We start from the raw sequence: 15,506 nt of genomic DNA, 5'->3' as shown, positions 1-15,506 counted from the left end.
TTGTCATCCCGATGTTTCAAAACGTGGAAAGCCCCGAGGCTTCCATGATGCGATAGCGCCAGTACCGGAGCCGGGATTCATCAGCCCAGGCTTCGTATGGCAGGCTCATCACCGGATCATTGTCTGGTCCCAACTGCCACTGCAGGTCAAAGAAACGGGCTGCTTTCTGAGCGACGGGAGAAGCTTCCGCAACGGAAATCCAGACATTCGTTTCCAGGTTCAGGTCATCCAGATTACGACGGGTAAAATTGGCAGAACCCAGCAAAATCCGGGTATTGCCCTTTTCCGGAGTCAGCGTCAGGAGCTTGCTATGGCATTGTTCTCCCCGGGTGTAACACCAGCGTACAGGAACGCCAGCTTTGTGAAGCTCCATGGCAACCTGCCGGTTTGGAATTCCGCTCTTGTCATGGCCGAACGCTTCGTTATTTGCATCCAGTAATACCCGAAGCTCGGCACCGCGGGCTTTGGCCGCGAGCAAAGCCTCCACGACTTTGCGATGGGACAGGTAAAACACGGCCAGGTCCAGCCTGTCGCCGGTTCCGGCTGACTGGATCATCGTAAGCGCAGCATCCCGTATTGCGGATTCCGTTAGCACCGCCACGAGGTCGCCGGGATTCCCGTTGGCGGGTTTCTTCTTTCCGTGGTGGTCAATTCGGGCGTCTATGATCGACGTGTCGGCACCGGACATTGCCAGAACTGCCCGCTCGCTTTTCAGTACGTCCATGACAGCCGGGCCCGCAAAGCTCAGCCCCAGGTTGCTGTGTCGGCTGCTGCCGTCGTGAGGGTTGGCGGATGTTACAACTGCACGTAATTCAGGCCCGTCATCGACCACCAGTAGTTTGCGGTGGTTGGCTTTGAAGTTTGGCAGGGCCAGGTAGCTTCGCAAGGTTACGGGGTGGTTGCCCAACGCGTTATCCAGCCAGCCTCCCCGCGGGTTGTTACCGAGCCACTGGCAACATGCCCGCCAGATTGCCGACCACGCAGGGTTGCTGTCCCTGAGCGGTGTCAGGCTGGTCTCTACGACTGTTATACCCGCCTTCCGAAGGGCTTCGAACCAGGGTGAGGCGGTGCCTCCATACATGGTATTGAGGGGGTCGGAGATGACGATGATCTTCAGGTCCGGCCTGGCTTTTTTGCGGGCAAGCAATGTGTCGGTAAGTTGTTCGGCGAGGGGCCGGTGTGCGACGCCTTCTGGCTTGGTGCTGTTGAAGAGAAACATGTCCAGCAGGACGAACCGCTCGGCCTGGCCAACCAGTCGGAATACCTCGTCGAAGATTTCATGATGCCGGGTTTCCGAGCCATCGGCGTGGTGTTGGGTGATGTCTGAAAGCAATACCGGGTCAATCAGAGGTGCAATCGGCCCGCGATAGCTGATGCCGGGCGGCAGCGACTTGTGCGTGTGGTACAACCCGATACCTGCCAGTGCGAGCAATGCCAGACTGATCAATAACTTCAATGTCATTACCGATGTTCCGTCATGCTTTTTTGATGGCTGGGGCTACCAACTATACGTGACCTCCCTCGCAGGTAAACAAACCCTTACAAAAAAACCGCCTTCGCCTGTATCGCGTCGCACTGGCTGTTTCTAAACTAGACAGATCAATCATTTAGAATAAAGCTGCCTGTGAATTCCATTTTTTCGGTCGTGTCTCGCCTCTTCAGCCTCAGGGTTCTGATCCTGCTGGCTGCAATCCTGTTCGCTATTGCAGGAGATCAACTCGGCTTTCTGAGCTGGGCTGACAGAGCTTTGTTCAGTGTCCTCGGGACCCCGGACACCGGTAGCTTTGCGGCACCGGTGCCCGTGGGATCCCTGGATTCGGCGTTGGCTGCCCGAGGTTTGATTGAACCCCGGTGGTCCGATCTGGCGATCCGCGCCGGTATGATGGCGGCTGCCCTGTATCTGGTGTTTGCGATTCCCCGAATGGGGGCTGCGGTTGCGCTCCCTGTGACGCTTCTGCTTGGAGGCTCGCTGGTCGTCCTGCAGGCTGCATTGATGTTTTATCGCAATGAGTGGCTGCCGCTGGGCGAGACAATTACGCTCCTGACACTCGGCTTCGTAGTGATGCTGTTCTGGCTGCAACCCCACCGCCAGATAACGGCCTTGGCGGAAAATGTACGCGATGCCAGGTTGCGGCTTGCAAAGCTTCTGTTGCAGCAGGGCCACCCGGATGAAGCGTTGGAGGCATTACTGGATTGTCCGTCCTGTGAAGATGCTCTGGAGCTTCGCTATCAGATTGCCATTCAGCAGGAACGAAAACGCCAGTACGAGAAAGCAGTTGGGACCTACCGGGGCATTCTGGAGCAACGAAAGAGCTTCCGTGATGTGGCTGAGCGGCTTTCCGCGTTGGAAAAACTGTCCACTGATGCCACGGTTTTCCAGCCTGGCGGGTTTGATAACACACGGACTCTGCTTATGCCTGAGCAGTCGGTCAGCCGCCCGACGCTGGGTCGCTATGAGATTGAACGGGAAATCGGCCGTGGTGCGATGGGCGTTGTCTATTTGGGTAAGGACCCGAAGATCGCCCGCACTGTGGCGATTAAAACCCTTAGCTATCAGGCCTTCGATGATGGCCAGCTGCAGGACCTGAAAGACCGTTTCTTCCGGGAGGCAGAGGCTGCCGGGCGTCTCAACCATCCGGCCATTGTGACTGTTTACGATGTCGGGGAGGAGGCGGACCTGGCGTACATCGCCATGGATTATGCCCAGGGCCGGCCGCTCAGCGAATTTGGTAAACCGGGCCGATTGCTTCCGCTGCCGACGGTGCTGGATGTTATTGCCCGGGTTGCAGATGCGCTCGCTTACGCGCATAGCCAGAAGATTGTTCATCGCGACATCAAGCCGGGAAACATTATCTTTAACCCGGATACGCGTGGTATCAAGATCACCGACTTTGGCATCGCCAAAATTTCAGACGATTCCCGCACCCGGACGGGCACCGTCATGGGTAGCCCGCTGTACATGTCACCGGAACAGCTCAAAGGCCAGAAAGTATCCGGAGCCTCGGACATCTACAGCCTCGGTATTACGCTGTATAAGCTGGTCAGTGGTGAGACGCCATACCAGGGCGACACTCTGGCTAATCTGACTTATCAGATTCTGAACAAACGTCCCAAAAGTGTACGCGAGTTCAATCCGGAGCTGCCCAACGGGGTGGTGAGGCTCATCAACAAGGCGATCCAGCGAGACCCGGACAAACGCTTTGCCTCCGCCGCCACCATGGCTGAGGCGGTACGCAGACTGGCGGTAAGGGAAGCAAGGGAGGAGGCCTCCTGATGGCTATGGATGTTGCAGGACGAAGCCACACCGGGGCGGTCCGGGACAGCAACCAGGATGTGGTTGCCTGGCATGTTAACGAGAACGGTAGCTCCGCACTGATGGTCGTTGCTGACGGTATGGGCGGGTATCAGGGGGGTGAGATAGCGAGCCGCATGGCGGTCGATGTGGTGATGGAATCGCTTTTACCGGAGTTCGGTGCCACCAACGGTGAGGTGGCGGGCGAAACCATCCGTGCACGTCTCCAGGTGGCGTTTTCCGTTGCCAATGAGCGCATTCTGGATCGGCGGGCTTCGGAGCCCCGGCTGGACAAAATGGGAACGACCCTGGTAGCCGCCTGGGTTAAGGGAAATGAAGTCCATGTCGCCCACGTGGGTGATTCGCGGTGTTATCTGATAAGGGGCGGGTGCGCAACCTGCCTGACCCGTGACGATACCGTGGTTCAGAATATGCTGGAAGACGGCAGCATCACAGAAGCTGATGTGCCCAATGTGCCGTTCAGAAATGTCCTGACCCGCGCCGTCGGTTCCATGGACCCTGTTGAAATAAGTTACCGAAGTGAGCATCTGCAGAGTGGTGACAATCTGTTGATGTGCTCCGACGGCCTAACCAACTCAGTCCCGGAATGGACCTGGAAAAACGTGTTGAATGAGTGCAGCAGTATTGAGGATGCAGCGCAGGCGTTGATTGATACCGCCCTGGAAAATCAGGCATCCGACAATGTATCTGTTGTTTTACTGACCCTGGATTAGCAGAGGAAACTGACATGGCATCGCTTTCACAACTGGTCGACAACGTGGTGGTGAACACGTTTGAGTTGGGGCAGCCGGAAACCCGGATTGGCCGCCGTGCTGATAACGACATTCGTATTGATGAAATTTCGGTGAGTGGCCAGCATGCGATGATCGAGGCCGTGCCCAATGCCTACCTGGAGGGCACCATCGATTATTACATTACCGATAACGAGAGCACCAACGGGACGTTCGTGAATGACATCCGTGTTGACGGCCGCCAGCGTCTTAACAGCAACGACATGGTGCGAGTGGGCTGGAACGAGTTCCGTTTTATTGATGAAGAAGAGAATACCCTGGAGAAGACGGCATACATTCTCGACTGAGGGGGAGGCCGCCAGGCGTTTACCTCTGCAACACCAGCTCTGAAAAGCGCTTCAGGAGGCTAGAGGCCTCCGGCGCTGGCTCAACACCCGCAATCAGGGCGGCGGAATCGAGATTTTCCTTCTCCAGGTCCGGTGCCTGTACTTCCAGGTAAGCTTTCATGATGGCGTCATTGAATTCCGGATGAAACTGGACGCCCCAGGCGCATGTACCAACCCGGAAAGCCTGGTGTGGCTCAAAGTCGTTCCTTGCCAGCAGCACAGCGCCGGGTGGCAGTTGCAGTGCGGACTGTCTGTGGGTCAGATGGGCTTTGAAACGTGTTGGCATCGACTGAAACAGGGGATCCGTTTTGGCTGCCGGCAAAAGCTCGACACTGTGGGTGCCTGTTTCGCGGCCCCTTGGGGGGTAGCCTGCCTCGCCGCCCAGGGCATGTGCCAACAGCTGATGCCCATAGCACACGCCCAGAACCGGGATTTCCTTTCTTACCGCACTAGCGATCCACGTCGCAGTGGCTTCGCTCCAGGGTGCCCGGTCGCTGACCATTGCCGGAGAACCGGTAATAACGATGGCATCCCAGTCTTCGGGCTCACCGGGTGACTCGCCGGCCTCCACATTCACGACCACCAGCGCCAGATCCGGTGAGAGTCCGCGGATGAACCACTCGTCAAAATCCCCGAACTGCCCCCTCAGACCGGCATAGGTACTGCCGGTTTTGAGGATGACGACCCGTGGGGCAGTGCTTTCGGTTTCTGGTGTGTCCATCCGGTGTCTCCGACGTAAATGCAGTCGTTCAGTCTTCTTGCTCGGGCAATTCGGCGTTGTGGAAAACGTTCTGAACGTCATCCAGTTCGTTCAGCATATCGAGAAATTTCTCGAACAGGGGAATATCATCGCCCTCCACCGGAGTTGTGGTCTGGGGCAGAAACTGGATTTCGTCCACCTCGAAATCAATGCCTTCGAATGCATCCACCAACGCCTGCTTGGCCTTGGCGTATTCAGTGTTCGGGGTGAATACCGTGATCTGACCGTCTTCAGTTTCGATGTCGGTAACGTCCACATCGGCTTCCATCAGGGCTTCGAGCACAGCTTCTTCGTCTTCGCCCTTGAAGACGAAAATGGCGCTGTGATCAAACATATGTGCGACTGTGCCGGGCGTGCCAATCTTGCATTTGGTTTTCGTGAACGCCAGGCGGACATCACCAAAGGTGCGGTTCGGGTTGTCGGTCAGGCAGTCCACGATGACCATGCAGTTGCCAGGACCGTAGCCCTCGTAGCGCGCGGGGGAGTAATCTTCGCCGGCACCGCCCTTTGCCTTTTCGATCGCTTTGTCGATAACGTGGCTGGGTACCTGGTCTTTCTTGGCGCGATCAATCAGTCCGCGCAGGGAGAGATTGCCGTCCGGGTCTGTGCCACCGGATTTTGCGGCCATGTAGATCTCTCGACCGTATTTGCTGTAGACCTTGGTTTTTGCCGCAGCCGTTTTGGCCATGGACTCTTTGCGGTTTTGGTAGGCTCTGCCCATTTGCGCTGCCTCTCTGTTCTTATGGAAAAGGCGGGATTTTACTCAACAATGCCTTTTGGGGACAGGCTTATTTGGCTTTGGGGCCAAGTTAAAGTTGAGATTAACGGCTGGTGAAATTGCTGTAAGGGTGCGCAGAAATTGACCTCGGACAGGTTTTCTGGATGACACGGAAGAGTATTCTGAAATCATAGATCGGGCATGCCTCTACAGGCCTCTGCTGATCTTCAGAAGGCTTTTCCTGAAGCCGGGGATGATCGGGCTGACGATGAATGAGGTCACCTCAATGAAACAGACAATGATTTATTCCGCTGTTGTTACGCTGGCGCTTATGTTGCCGGTCGCACCGTCCTATGCTGCTGATCAGGATCAGGATCGAGACCAGACACAAATGCAGGATCAGACGCGCCTGAAGGATCGCGACGGTTATCCGGTTTATGGCTATGGCATGATGACGGAGCAGGAACGAGCGGAGTTTCGTGAGCGTATGCGCTCCATGGACTCAATGGCAGAGCGCCAGGCATACCGGGAACAACATCATCAACGGATGGTGGAGCGGGCCCGCGCCCGGGGTATCGATATCGAGAACCTGCCGCCCACAGCGGCCGGCCAACCAGGTGGTATGAACGGAAAGGGCATGATGAATAAGGATCAGAAAGGCAAAGGGGCTGGAATGAACCAGTCGTCCGAGTGGAAGAAAAACGGCGCCGGTGGTGGCAAGCAGCAGTAAGCCCATGCCACGGCATCAAAGCGGAGCAGCGGGACCAGAACCGCTGCTCCGCTTTTTTATACGTAGTCTACCGGCCGGCTGTAGCTGTCCTGCGTGACCAGGTCAATCCCGCAGTCCATTTCGCTCACCCAGTCCAGGAAACGGTCGACCATGGCCGGCCCCTCAAAACGTTTACCATGCTGGGGAACGATCATGTCGACATCCATCTCTCTGATCATATTGGCCCACAGCCGGCAGACTTTCTTTGATGCGATGTACCGGCGATGAAACCCGATCATGGTGGGAATGTGTTTGTCGAAATCCTGCACCGGCAGGTGATCGTCTTCGCCGCCAAGGGATGCCCCAAGGTCCCCGGAGAACAGGATCTTTGCCACCGGATCATAGAACTGGAGATTGCCCACGGAGTGCATGAAGTGGGCAGGCAGGCACTGAAGGTAGGACTCTCCAAACTTTACGTTGGCGCCGGCATCGGGAACGCTCACAATGCGATCATAAACACTGCCGCTGAGCTGATTGGTCACGTAGCTGGAGACCAGGTGTGGCAAAAACCGCGCCCAGAGCCGTGAGGTTACAATTTTGGCTCGGGTATGGACGATCCACCGGTCAATAGCGCCAATGATGTCCGGGTCCTGGTGGGAAGCAAACACGTAATCCATGTCGCGAATGTTCATGTACCTGGACGCGGCGACCGAAAGCGGCGTATAGGTCAGGTCCCCGCCTGGATCGATCAGTGCTTCATGCTTTCCGTCAACGATCAGGAACTGGTTGGACTGAACGCCTTCCCCTGTTACCAGGGAATCGAACATCAGGCATTTATGGTGTCCGTTATCAAACAGAACAATGGGTTCGGCTGCCATTTCGGTCTCCCGCTGAAAATGGAGTATCCGGCCGTTGTGGCTGGATATTGCAAGCTGCGCGGAGATTACAAAACTGGCGGAAGCGGGCTATTGCCTCAGGTCAATTATCTGATATTCATCAAGTAACGATTTGTGTTCTCTCAACGTTGCTTCGCCAGTTTCGGTACCTGCCTGATTCCTCTACGAATACCCTTTTCGAGAGCAGAACTGACGACCTTGCCGGTGAACGGCACAATGTCCTCGAAGGTGATGGTGTAACTGATTTGAGTATGGCCTTCCGGTGTGTCGTCAAAACGGATCCGGCCCAGGTGGTTCTTGATCGGGCTCATGCTGGTAATGGTGTATTCGATCAGCGAATCCGGCTCGAAGTTGGTCACGGTCTCCTCCAGGCCGACCGGTCCAATACCGATCTTGCGGACAGAGCCGATGCCGTTCGGGTCGGCATCCTGGCTGTCCTTGATGCGTTTTACCGGTGCCCCCAGCAATTTGCCAAAACTGTTGTGGTCGGCAAACAGGGCGAAAACCCTGTGACGGGGAACATCAAATGTTTCATTGATTTCAATGGTGTACATGGCCATGAGTTCCCTTTTCTTCGGACTTTATGGTTCAAGGGTATCTGTTTGTCTTCTGCAACAAAAGTCGTAGTAATAGACACGTTCGAATCTGGCCCGAAACGCCGAGTCAGTGCCGTGCTGTGTGTCGGTAATCCCGTGGCGACTGCCCCATGACCTTCTTGAAAAGCCTGGAAAAATAGTAAGAGTCGTCATATCCGAGGCGCCGGCTGATTTCCGCAAAACTGAGCTCCGTTGTATCCAGAATCTGACAGGCCCGCTCTACTTTCAGGTGCAGGAAATGCTGGATGGGCGAGGTCCCGGTCTGCTCCCGGTAACGGGTCGCAAAATGCGCCGGCGATAGGCCGGCGAGATCCGCAAGCTGCTCCAGTGCGATTCTCTCGTCCAGGTGCTCGCGCATGTAGTTGTGGATGGTGTCGAGTTCGACCTTGCGATCATGGCTGGTTTCGTCGGCGTTGATAGGCACAGCTGCCAACAGCTGTCGAAGGCGGTTCGCGGCATGAATCAGGCCCCGGGCCCGAAAGCCGGTCTGGCGAACCGACAGCAGGCCGTTGAAATCCACCAGAAGTCGGGGTTGGCGGCCAAGGTGGCGGATCCGGGTAGGGCTATCAAACCCCATGTAATTGCGGAAATCCTCGGCAAGAGGTCCGGTGTAGTGTACCCAGTGAATTGTCCAGGGATTGTCCGGGTCAGCGGTGTAACGATGATTGGCGCCCGCCGGTAACAGCAACAGATCACCGGCCTCCACCGTATAGGGTTCACCCTGAACATTCAGAAAAGCTTTGCCTTCCGTGCAGTAAATCAAAAGATTGTCGCTGTGGTGTTCCCGGTGCATATGGTGCCCGGTGGCCCTGCGGTAATGGCCGAACGCCAGGGGGTATAAGTCCCGCGTTAACGGGTGACTTGCCAGCAGCCTGATGATTGGCGCTGGTACCACATAGCGGATGCTGTCCTGGGGTACAGGCCATTGTGAGGTTTGGGTCATTGCGCTTGTCTTTGCTTATTGTCCAGTTTCGAAAGATAGTCCATCACGGGCGAAATTTAGTCAATCACCAACCGGCAAACATCATGCTAGGATTTTGGCAATCGTGATCGAACCCGATGGGGTATCGGTCGGCTTCCCGCATAACAACAAACAGGGATATCAACATGAAAAACGTACCACTGTATATTGCCGGTGAATTCATCCAGAGCCAGACCAAGGACTGGATTGAAGTTACCAACCCCGCCACCAACGAAGTGATCGCCAAGGCTCCGAGCACGACCCATGCGGAAATGGAGCAGGCTATCAAGTATGCCGGTGAAGTATTCAAGACCTGGAAAGAAACGCCTGTTTCGGAGCGTGCCCGGGTAATGCTCCGCTATCAGGCACTCCTGAAAGAACACCATGACGAGATTGCCGAAATCCTCGCGCAGGAAACCGGCAAAACGTTTGAGGACGCCAAAGGGGATGTCTGGCGTGGTATTGAAGTGGTCGAGCACGCCGGAAATGTCGCGTCTCTGATGATGGGCGAGACGGTTGAGAACGTGGCCCGTGAAGTGGACACCCACTCCTGGATCCAGCCGCTGGGTGTTTGCGCCGGTATTACGCCATTTAACTTCCCGGCCATGATTCCTCTATGGATGTTCCCGATGGCGATTGCCTGCGGTAACACCTTTATCCTGAAGCCGTCTGAGCAGGACCCGCTGACACCGATGCGTCTGGCTGAGTTGTTTGAGCATGCCGGCGCGCCCAAGGGCGTTCTTCAGGTTGTTCACGGTGGTAAAGAACAGGTTGATACCCTGCTGACGGATCCGGCCATCAAGGCGGTGTCTTTCGTTGGCTCCGTTCCGGTTGGCCGCTATATCTACGAAACAGGCACCCGCAACATGAAGCGTGTTCAGAGCTTCGCCGGTGCCAAGAACCATATGGTTATCATGCCGGACGCTGACAAGAAACAGGTGATCAATGCTCTGGTTGGTGCCTCTGTTGGTGCGGCAGGTCAGCGCTGTATGGCCATATCCGTGGCAGTATTCGTGGGCGAAGCCCAACAGTGGATTCCGGAACTGAAAGAAGCCATGGCCAGCGCTCGCCCGGGTGCCTGGGACGACGCTGGCGCCAGTTATGGTCCGATCATCAGTGCCAAGGCAAAAGATCGTATTGAATCACTGATTGCCACGGGCGAAGCCCAAGGTGCCAACCTGCTGCTTGATGGCCGCGGCTGCACTGTTGATGGCCTGCCGGACGGCAACTGGGTTGGGCCAACGCTGTTCTCCGGCGTGACAACCGAGATGGACATCTACAACGAAGAAATCTTTGGTCCTGTTCTGTCCTGTATGGAAGTGGATCATCTGGGAGATGCCATCGAGGTGATCAACAACAGCCCATACGGTAACGGTACCTCCATCTTTACCAGTTCAGGTGGCGCAGCCCGCCGCTTCCAGCACGAGATCGATGTAGGTCAGGTGGGCGTTAACATTCCCATTCCGGTGCCCCTGCCGTTCTTCTCGTTCACCGGCTGGAAAGGTTCTTTCTACGGTGACCAGCACGCATACGGCAAGCAGGCTGTGCGCTTCTACACGGAAACCAAAACGGTTACCTCGCGCTGGTTCTCCAGTGAGGCGACGGCGGAAGCGAACTTCTCTATCCAGTTGCGTTGATTGCGTTGAAGGTGGGGATATTTGGGCCGGAACCTGTTTCCGGCCCCTTCTTTCCGTTCCTGCAATCAAGCTCTTAATTCTGGAGTGATTCATGGACTTTAACCTGACCGAAGACCAGTTCGCCTTCCGCGAAGCAGCGCGTGCGTTCGCCGAGAAATCCATGGCGCCTCACGCAGCGAAGTGGGATGACGAGCATATTTTTCCGGTAGATATGATGAAAGAAGCTGGCGAGATGGGCTTTATGGGCCTGTACACGCCAGAGGCACTGGGTGGCATGGGGCTTTCCCGTCTCGACACCTCGGTCATTGTGGAGGAGCTGGCAGCCGCCTGCCCGTCCACAGCCGCCTTCATCACGATTCACAATATGGCGACCTGGATGGTCGCCAGCTTCGCCTCCGACGACCTCAAACAGGAAATCGTACCGAAACTGGCCAGCGGTGAATGGCTGGCTTCCTATTGCCTGACAGAGCCTGGCGCCGGGTCCGATGCTGCCAGCCTGCGGACCAAGGCGGTTCGTGATGGTGACAGCTACCTGATCAATGGCAGCAAGGTCTTTATTTCCGGTGCCGGCAGCACCGATATTCTGGTTCTGATGGCCCGCACCGGCGCGCCCGACAGCGGATCAAAGGGCATTTCCACCTTTGTCATTCCCGCGGATGCCGACGGCATTACCTACGGCAAGAATGAAGAGAAAATGGGCTGGCACAGTCAGCCGACCCGTATGGTCAGTCTCGAGAACGTGCGTATTCCTGCTTCCAATCGTGTGGGTGAAGAGGGTGATGGTTTTGCCATTGCCATGAAAGGCCTTGATGGCGGCCGTCTCAATATCGCCACCTGCTCTCTGGGTGGTGCCCAGGCCGCTCTGCTGCGTGCTCGCAACTATATGCATGAGCGGGAACAGTTCGGCAAGCCACTGGCAGCGTTTCAGGCGCTGCAGTTCAAACTGGCGGATATGGCAACCAACCTGGTTGCGGCTCGCCAGATGGTGCGCCTGGGTGCATTCAAACTGGATAACGCAGACCCGGAAGCGACCCTGCACTGCGCCATGGCGAAACGTTTCGCCACCGACGCCTGTTTTGAGGTGGTCAATGAGGCCCTGCAGCTCCACGGCGGCTATGGCTATATTCGCGAATACCCACTGGAGCGCTATCTGCGCGACCTGCGAGTGCACCAGATTCTGGAAGGCACGAACGAAATCATGCGCCTGATCGTCGCCCGTCGTCTGCTTGATGACGGTGTGGCAGAAGCGATCCAATAAGGAGATTCCCATGAGTGATCTGATTCAGCTCGAAAAACGCGGACACATTGCGGTAATGACCATCAACAACCCGCCGGCGAACACTTGGACCAAAGAGTCCCTGGCGGCCCTGGTTACCACCATTAATGATCTGAATGATGACAGGAACATCTTTGCGTTGGTCGTGACCGGGCAGGGCGAAAAGTTTTTCTCCGCCGGCGCTGATTTGAAGGCGTTTGCCGATGGCGATATTGCCAATGCCAGCGACATGGGAAAGGCCTTTGGCGAGGCTTTTTCGACGCTGAGTGCGTTCCGCGGCGTGTCGATTGCGGCTGTGAACGGGTACGCCATGGGCGGTGGTCTGGAATGTGCTATGGCCTGTGATATCCGTATTGCCGAAGAGCAGGCCCAAATGGCACTGCCAGAGGCGGGCGTTGGTTTGCTGCCCTGTGCCGGTGGCACCCAGAACCTGCCGTGGCTTGTCGGTGAAGGCTGGGCCAAGCGAATGATCCTGTGTGGCGAGCGCGTCACCGCAGAGAAAGCACTGCAGATTGGACTGGTGGAAGAGGTGGTGCCAACCGGCAAGAGTCTGGACAAGGCGCTGGAACTGGCGGAAATGGCCTGTAAACAAAGCCCGTCCTCCACAGCACGTTGCAAGACCCTGGTGATGAGCGCCCGTGATGGCCGCAGCCATGCTGACGGTTGGCGCATGGAGCGGGAGTTGTTTGTTGAGCTGTTCTCCACCGAAGACCAGAGAGAAGGCGTTAACGCATTTCTGGAGAAGCGCAAACCGGAATGGAAAAACCGCTGAAACCCGACGCAGTGCAACGGTTGAAGGAATTGTTATGAGTGATCAACCCATCGTTTTTGAAGAGTGGTCTACGGGTGATGGCGCACTGATTGCCGTGGCGCGACTGAACACGCCCAAGGCGCTCAACTCGCTGTCCCTGGAGATGATTCGCCTGCTGACGCCACAGCTGAAGCGCTGGGCGGAAGATGATCTCATCCGTGCCGTCTGGCTCGAAGCCGAAGGCGACAAGGCCTTTTGCGCCGGTGGTGACATCGTGGCTCTGTACCGCAGTATGACGGAGCCTCAGGGCGCCAGTGTGGGCGAGGCCTTCTTCTCCGAGGAATACGAGCTGGATTACCTGATTCACACCTTCCCCAAGCCTGTTGTTTGCTGGGGCCATGGCATCGTCATGGGCGGTGGCATGGGGATCATGGAAGGTGCTTCCCATCGCGTGGTTACCGAAGGCTCCAAACTCGCCATGCCGGAGATCACCATTGGCCTTTATCCGGATGTGGCCGCCGGCTGGTTCCTGAACAAAACCCCCGGCCGCACGGGCCTGTTTTTGGGACTGACCGGCGCCCGGCTGAATGCCGCCGATGCGCTGTTTACCGGGCTGGCGGACCGCTTTATAAAGCATGAGCTCAAAGCCGGTGTTATAGAAAGCCTCAAGCAACGTGATTGGAAAGGGCAGGACGCCCATGCAATGGTAAGCAGTGTGCTGCGGCAGTATGAGCAGCAAAGTGCAGACGCTCTGCCAGAATCGCCCGTTCGTACCCATTTCGATGAAATAAACCGGGTGACGGATGCGGACTCTCTCGAAGCCGTTGTCAGCCAGTTGCGCGAGCTTTCAGGTGGCGATGGCTGGGTAGCGAAAGCAACAAAATCCCTGGCTGCGGCATCACCTACTTCACTGGCACTGGTCTGGAAGCATTTGCACGGTTGTGTGCATGACAGCCTGAAGGAAGTTCTCGATAAGGAGCTGGTGCTCTCACAGAAATGCCTGAGCAAAGGTGAATTTGCCGAAGGCATTCGTGCGCTGCTGATCGACAAAGACCAGCAGCCGCGGTGGCGCTACGCTTCGCTGGCGGAAATGGAAAGCGCCTGGATCGACGACTTCTTCGAATAATAGCCAACAGGCCACTGGAAGAGGTGGCCAACTCAATCGAATACAAAAATAAGGGGAAGAGATATGGCAACGATTACCTTTATCGGCTTGGGCAACATGGGTGGCCCCATGGCCGCAAATCTCGTAAAGGCCGGTCATGATGTGACTGTGTTTGACCTGTCAAAAGATGCGGTACAGGCACTGGTCGCCGAAGGTGCCAAAACGGCGGACACTGCGCACGAAGCGGCTAAAGGTGCCGAATGCGTGATCACCATGCTGCCCGCTGGCCAGCACGTAGAGGCGGTGTATCTGGGCGAGGATGGTCTGTTGGCGAAGTTGCCTGAAGGCACACTGGTGATCGATTCCTCCACCATTGCCCCAGAAACGGCCCGTGGTGTCGCGGAAGAAGCAACGGCCCGCAAGATTCCATTTCTGGACGCCCCTGTCTCTGGCGGTGTGGGTGGCGCCAAAGCCGGCACTCTGACATTTATCTGTGGTGGCGCCGAGGATACCTTCAACAAAGCCAAGCCGATTCTTGAGAACATGGGCAAGAATATCTTCCATGCGGGGGATCACGGTTCCGGCCAAGTGGCGAAGATCTGCAATAACATGCTGCTGGCAATCCTGATGGCAGGCACCAGCGAAGCTCTGGCGCTTGGCGTCAAGAATGGTCTGGATCCTGCGGTGCTGTCTGAAGTCATGAAACAGAGCTCGGGCGGTAACTGGGCGTTGAACGTATACAACCCGTGGCCGGGAGTGATGGAAGGCGTGCCTGCCTCCCGTGGCTATGAAGGTGGCTTCCTCGTAAACCTGATGAATAAGGATCTGGGGCTGGCTTTCGACAACGCAGTGAAAAACCATGCGTCCATTCCCATGGGTTCACTGGCCCGAAACCTCTTTGAGATTCACGCGGGGCAGGGTAACGGTACTCTCGATTTCTCCAGCATCCAGCGTTTGTACAAGCCGGAGTAAACGGAACGTGGGCACGGTTCGCCGTGCCCACGTTCCGGCATCCCGTTATTGTGCAAACCGCTTTTTCACGCGTTCAACTGACTGTAGGACCTTTCGAACTCTCCGTGGCCAAACGTCTGCGATAAGTAACCATCACGATGAGCAGAATACAGGCAACGGCGATGGCGCCGGGGAACAACACCGTGGTGACTGAATAGCTTTCCAGCGCCAGGATAACGATCAGGTTACGTGCTGCGAAAAGTGAAAAGAAAAGCACTGATTCTGAAAACGGGTGGTAAAAGGACTTTCTGATTGTGGGCCCGAAACCCAGAACGTCGACAGTTGTGAGCACAACAACCGCCCAGAGCGGGTCTGCCGTAAAATACCAGAAGGGCAGGGACGACATTGCTGATGCAAAAAAGACCCAGTCAGTGCCGGTAATGGCAATATCGCCCCGTTTTACGAATGACAGCAATGCGATGACGATTGCCACAACACCGGACACGCCAATAGGCCATGCGCCTACCCCGCCATCAGCCTGAAGTTGAGCCAGAAAAACCACGAACGTGGTGGTTCCCCAAATCACCCAGGAAAACACGTGTGGCCTGATTGCACCCGCTATGATGGCACGCATATACGGCACAAACGCCATGAATGTGAGCGCAATCGCAACCGCGCTTAAAACGCCTTTGTATGACATGAATTCCTGTATGTTT

Annotated in this window: 16 protein-coding genes; 9 read left to right on the top strand and 7 right to left on the bottom strand. The window is 56.2% G+C overall.

All coding sequences use genetic code 11. The annotated features are described in order from the left end of the window. Window positions 1-16: 16 nt before the first annotated feature. The gene (locus BKP64_RS09680; protein ID WP_070969106.1) at window positions 17-1,462 is read right to left on the bottom strand and encodes a phospholipase D family protein; all 1,446 of its coding nucleotides are present in this window, start codon (window positions 1,460-1,462) and stop codon (window positions 17-19) included. Between the two features lie 162 nt (window positions 1,463-1,624). Between BKP64_RS09680 and BKP64_RS09675 the strand changes: the two genes are divergently transcribed. The 3 genes from BKP64_RS09675 to BKP64_RS09665 are packed head-to-tail and all read left to right on the top strand — an operon-like array spanning window position 1,625 to window position 4,391. Beyond that, window positions 1,625-3,274: a serine/threonine-protein kinase gene (locus BKP64_RS09675; RefSeq protein WP_070969103.1), complete on the top strand. Its 1,650-nt coding sequence runs from the start codon at window positions 1,625-1,627 to the stop codon at window positions 3,272-3,274. Continuing rightward, window positions 3,274-4,026, top strand: a complete 753-nt coding sequence (locus tag BKP64_RS09670; RefSeq protein ID WP_070969101.1) for a Stp1/IreP family PP2C-type Ser/Thr phosphatase — start codon at window positions 3,274-3,276, stop codon at window positions 4,024-4,026. The genes BKP64_RS09675 and BKP64_RS09670 overlap by 1 nt, the downstream gene beginning before the upstream one ends. A gap of 14 nt (window positions 4,027-4,040) precedes the next feature. Next, window positions 4,041-4,391, top strand: coding sequence for an FHA domain-containing protein (locus BKP64_RS09665; RefSeq protein ID WP_070969098.1), 351 nt, complete (start codon window positions 4,041-4,043; stop codon window positions 4,389-4,391). 19 nt (window positions 4,392-4,410) lie between these two features. Here the strand turns inward: BKP64_RS09665 and BKP64_RS09660 are convergent, their stop codons facing one another. Together BKP64_RS09660 and BKP64_RS09655 are read right to left on the bottom strand one after the other, a co-directional pair. After that, window positions 4,411-5,151, bottom strand: a complete 741-nt coding sequence (locus BKP64_RS09660) for a glutamine amidotransferase (protein WP_070969097.1) — start codon at window positions 5,149-5,151, stop codon at window positions 4,411-4,413. Between the two features lie 28 nt (window positions 5,152-5,179). Then, window positions 5,180-5,911 (bottom strand): YebC/PmpR family DNA-binding transcriptional regulator, encoded by a 732-nt coding sequence (locus BKP64_RS09655; RefSeq protein WP_070969094.1) that lies wholly within the window; start codon window positions 5,909-5,911, stop codon window positions 5,180-5,182. Between the two features lie 283 nt (window positions 5,912-6,194). Here BKP64_RS09655 and BKP64_RS09650 point away from each other — a divergent pair, with 283 nt between their 5' ends. Continuing rightward, entirely contained in the window at window positions 6,195-6,638 is a 444-nt protein-coding gene (locus BKP64_RS09650; protein ID WP_227515361.1) for a hypothetical protein, read from the top strand. Window positions 6,639-6,694: 56 nt separating this feature from the next. On the opposite strand, the gene BKP64_RS09645 is transcribed toward BKP64_RS09650, so the two are convergent. The 3 genes from BKP64_RS09645 to BKP64_RS09635 all read right to left on the bottom strand — a co-directional run bounded on the left by BKP64_RS09645 (window position 6,695) and on the right by BKP64_RS09635 (window position 9,052). Then, the gene (locus BKP64_RS09645; protein ID WP_070969092.1) at window positions 6,695-7,495 is read right to left on the bottom strand and encodes an oxygen-binding di-iron domain-containing protein; all 801 of its coding nucleotides are present in this window, start codon (window positions 7,493-7,495) and stop codon (window positions 6,695-6,697) included. Between the two features lie 140 nt (window positions 7,496-7,635). Continuing rightward, a complete protein-coding gene (locus tag BKP64_RS09640; RefSeq protein ID WP_070969087.1) occupies window positions 7,636-8,073 on the bottom strand; it encodes an SRPBCC family protein in 438 nt (145 codons plus the stop codon). A gap of 103 nt (window positions 8,074-8,176) precedes the next feature. Then, window positions 8,177-9,052, bottom strand: coding sequence for an AraC family transcriptional regulator (locus BKP64_RS09635; RefSeq protein ID WP_070969084.1), 876 nt, complete (start codon window positions 9,050-9,052; stop codon window positions 8,177-8,179). Between the two features lie 164 nt (window positions 9,053-9,216). Between BKP64_RS09635 and BKP64_RS09630 the strand changes: the two genes are divergently transcribed. The 5 genes from BKP64_RS09630 (at window position 9,217) to mmsB (ending at window position 14,811) form a co-directional block, all read left to right on the top strand. Beyond that, the gene (locus BKP64_RS09630) at window positions 9,217-10,707 is read left to right on the top strand and encodes a CoA-acylating methylmalonate-semialdehyde dehydrogenase (RefSeq protein ID WP_070969082.1); all 1,491 of its coding nucleotides are present in this window, start codon (window positions 9,217-9,219) and stop codon (window positions 10,705-10,707) included. A gap of 91 nt (window positions 10,708-10,798) precedes the next feature. Beyond that, window positions 10,799-11,965: an acyl-CoA dehydrogenase family protein gene (locus tag BKP64_RS09625; protein ID WP_070969080.1), complete on the top strand. Its 1,167-nt coding sequence runs from the start codon at window positions 10,799-10,801 to the stop codon at window positions 11,963-11,965. 10 nt (window positions 11,966-11,975) lie between these two features. Next, window positions 11,976-12,755: an enoyl-CoA hydratase gene (locus tag BKP64_RS09620; protein WP_070969077.1), complete on the top strand. Its 780-nt coding sequence runs from the start codon at window positions 11,976-11,978 to the stop codon at window positions 12,753-12,755. Between the two features lie 34 nt (window positions 12,756-12,789). Continuing rightward, on the top strand, window positions 12,790-13,860 hold the full coding sequence (locus BKP64_RS09615) for an enoyl-CoA hydratase/isomerase family protein (RefSeq protein ID WP_070969073.1): 1,071 nt from the start codon (window positions 12,790-12,792) through the stop codon (window positions 13,858-13,860). Between the two features lie 63 nt (window positions 13,861-13,923). Beyond that, window positions 13,924-14,811, top strand: coding sequence for a 3-hydroxyisobutyrate dehydrogenase (gene mmsB, locus BKP64_RS09610; protein ID WP_070969070.1), 888 nt, complete (start codon window positions 13,924-13,926; stop codon window positions 14,809-14,811). Window positions 14,812-14,884: 73 nt separating this feature from the next. Here mmsB and BKP64_RS09605 read toward each other — a convergent pair whose 3' ends face one another. Further along, window positions 14,885-15,490 (bottom strand): hypothetical protein, encoded by a 606-nt coding sequence (locus BKP64_RS09605; protein WP_070969067.1) that lies wholly within the window; start codon window positions 15,488-15,490, stop codon window positions 14,885-14,887. Window positions 15,491-15,506: the final 16 nt, after the last annotated feature.

It is taken from the genome of Marinobacter salinus (assembly GCF_001854125.1).
GTDB classification, from domain to species: Bacteria; Pseudomonadota; Gammaproteobacteria; order Pseudomonadales; family Oleiphilaceae; genus Marinobacter; species Marinobacter salinus.
The sequence above is the reverse complement of the archived record's forward strand: the minus strand, read 5'-3'. Positions and strand labels throughout refer to the sequence as shown.

Bases quoted from the DNA above. Each gene is read 5' to 3' on its own strand.
- BKP64_RS09680 (WP_070969106.1), bottom strand. From the start codon at position 1,462: ATGACATTGAAGTTATTGATCAGTCTGGCATTGCTCGCACTGGCAGGT.
- BKP64_RS09670 (WP_070969101.1), top strand. From the start codon at position 3,274: ATGGCTATGGATGTTGCAGGACGAAGCCACACCGGGGCGGTCCGGGAC.
- BKP64_RS09665 (WP_070969098.1), top strand. From the start codon at position 4,041: ATGGCATCGCTTTCACAACTGGTCGACAACGTGGTGGTGAACACGTTT.
- BKP64_RS09660 (WP_070969097.1), bottom strand. From the start codon at position 5,151: ATGGACACACCAGAAACCGAAAGCACTGCCCCACGGGTCGTCATCCTC.
- BKP64_RS09655 (WP_070969094.1), bottom strand. From the start codon at position 5,911: ATGGGCAGAGCCTACCAAAACCGCAAAGAGTCCATGGCCAAAACGGCT.
- BKP64_RS09650 (WP_227515361.1), top strand. From the start codon at position 6,195: ATGAAACAGACAATGATTTATTCCGCTGTTGTTACGCTGGCGCTTATG.
- BKP64_RS09645 (WP_070969092.1), bottom strand. From the start codon at position 7,495: ATGGCAGCCGAACCCATTGTTCTGTTTGATAACGGACACCATAAATGC.
- BKP64_RS09640 (WP_070969087.1), bottom strand. From the start codon at position 8,073: ATGGCCATGTACACCATTGAAATCAATGAAACATTTGATGTTCCCCGT.
- BKP64_RS09635 (WP_070969084.1), bottom strand. From the start codon at position 9,052: ATGACCCAAACCTCACAATGGCCTGTACCCCAGGACAGCATCCGCTAT.
- BKP64_RS09630 (WP_070969082.1), top strand. From the start codon at position 9,217: ATGAAAAACGTACCACTGTATATTGCCGGTGAATTCATCCAGAGCCAG.
- BKP64_RS09625 (WP_070969080.1), top strand. From the start codon at position 10,799: ATGGACTTTAACCTGACCGAAGACCAGTTCGCCTTCCGCGAAGCAGCG.
- BKP64_RS09620 (WP_070969077.1), top strand. From the start codon at position 11,976: ATGAGTGATCTGATTCAGCTCGAAAAACGCGGACACATTGCGGTAATG.
- BKP64_RS09615 (WP_070969073.1), top strand. From the start codon at position 12,790: ATGAGTGATCAACCCATCGTTTTTGAAGAGTGGTCTACGGGTGATGGC.
- mmsB (WP_070969070.1), top strand. From the start codon at position 13,924: ATGGCAACGATTACCTTTATCGGCTTGGGCAACATGGGTGGCCCCATG.
- BKP64_RS09605 (WP_070969067.1), bottom strand. From the start codon at position 15,490: ATGTCATACAAAGGCGTTTTAAGCGCGGTTGCGATTGCGCTCACATTC.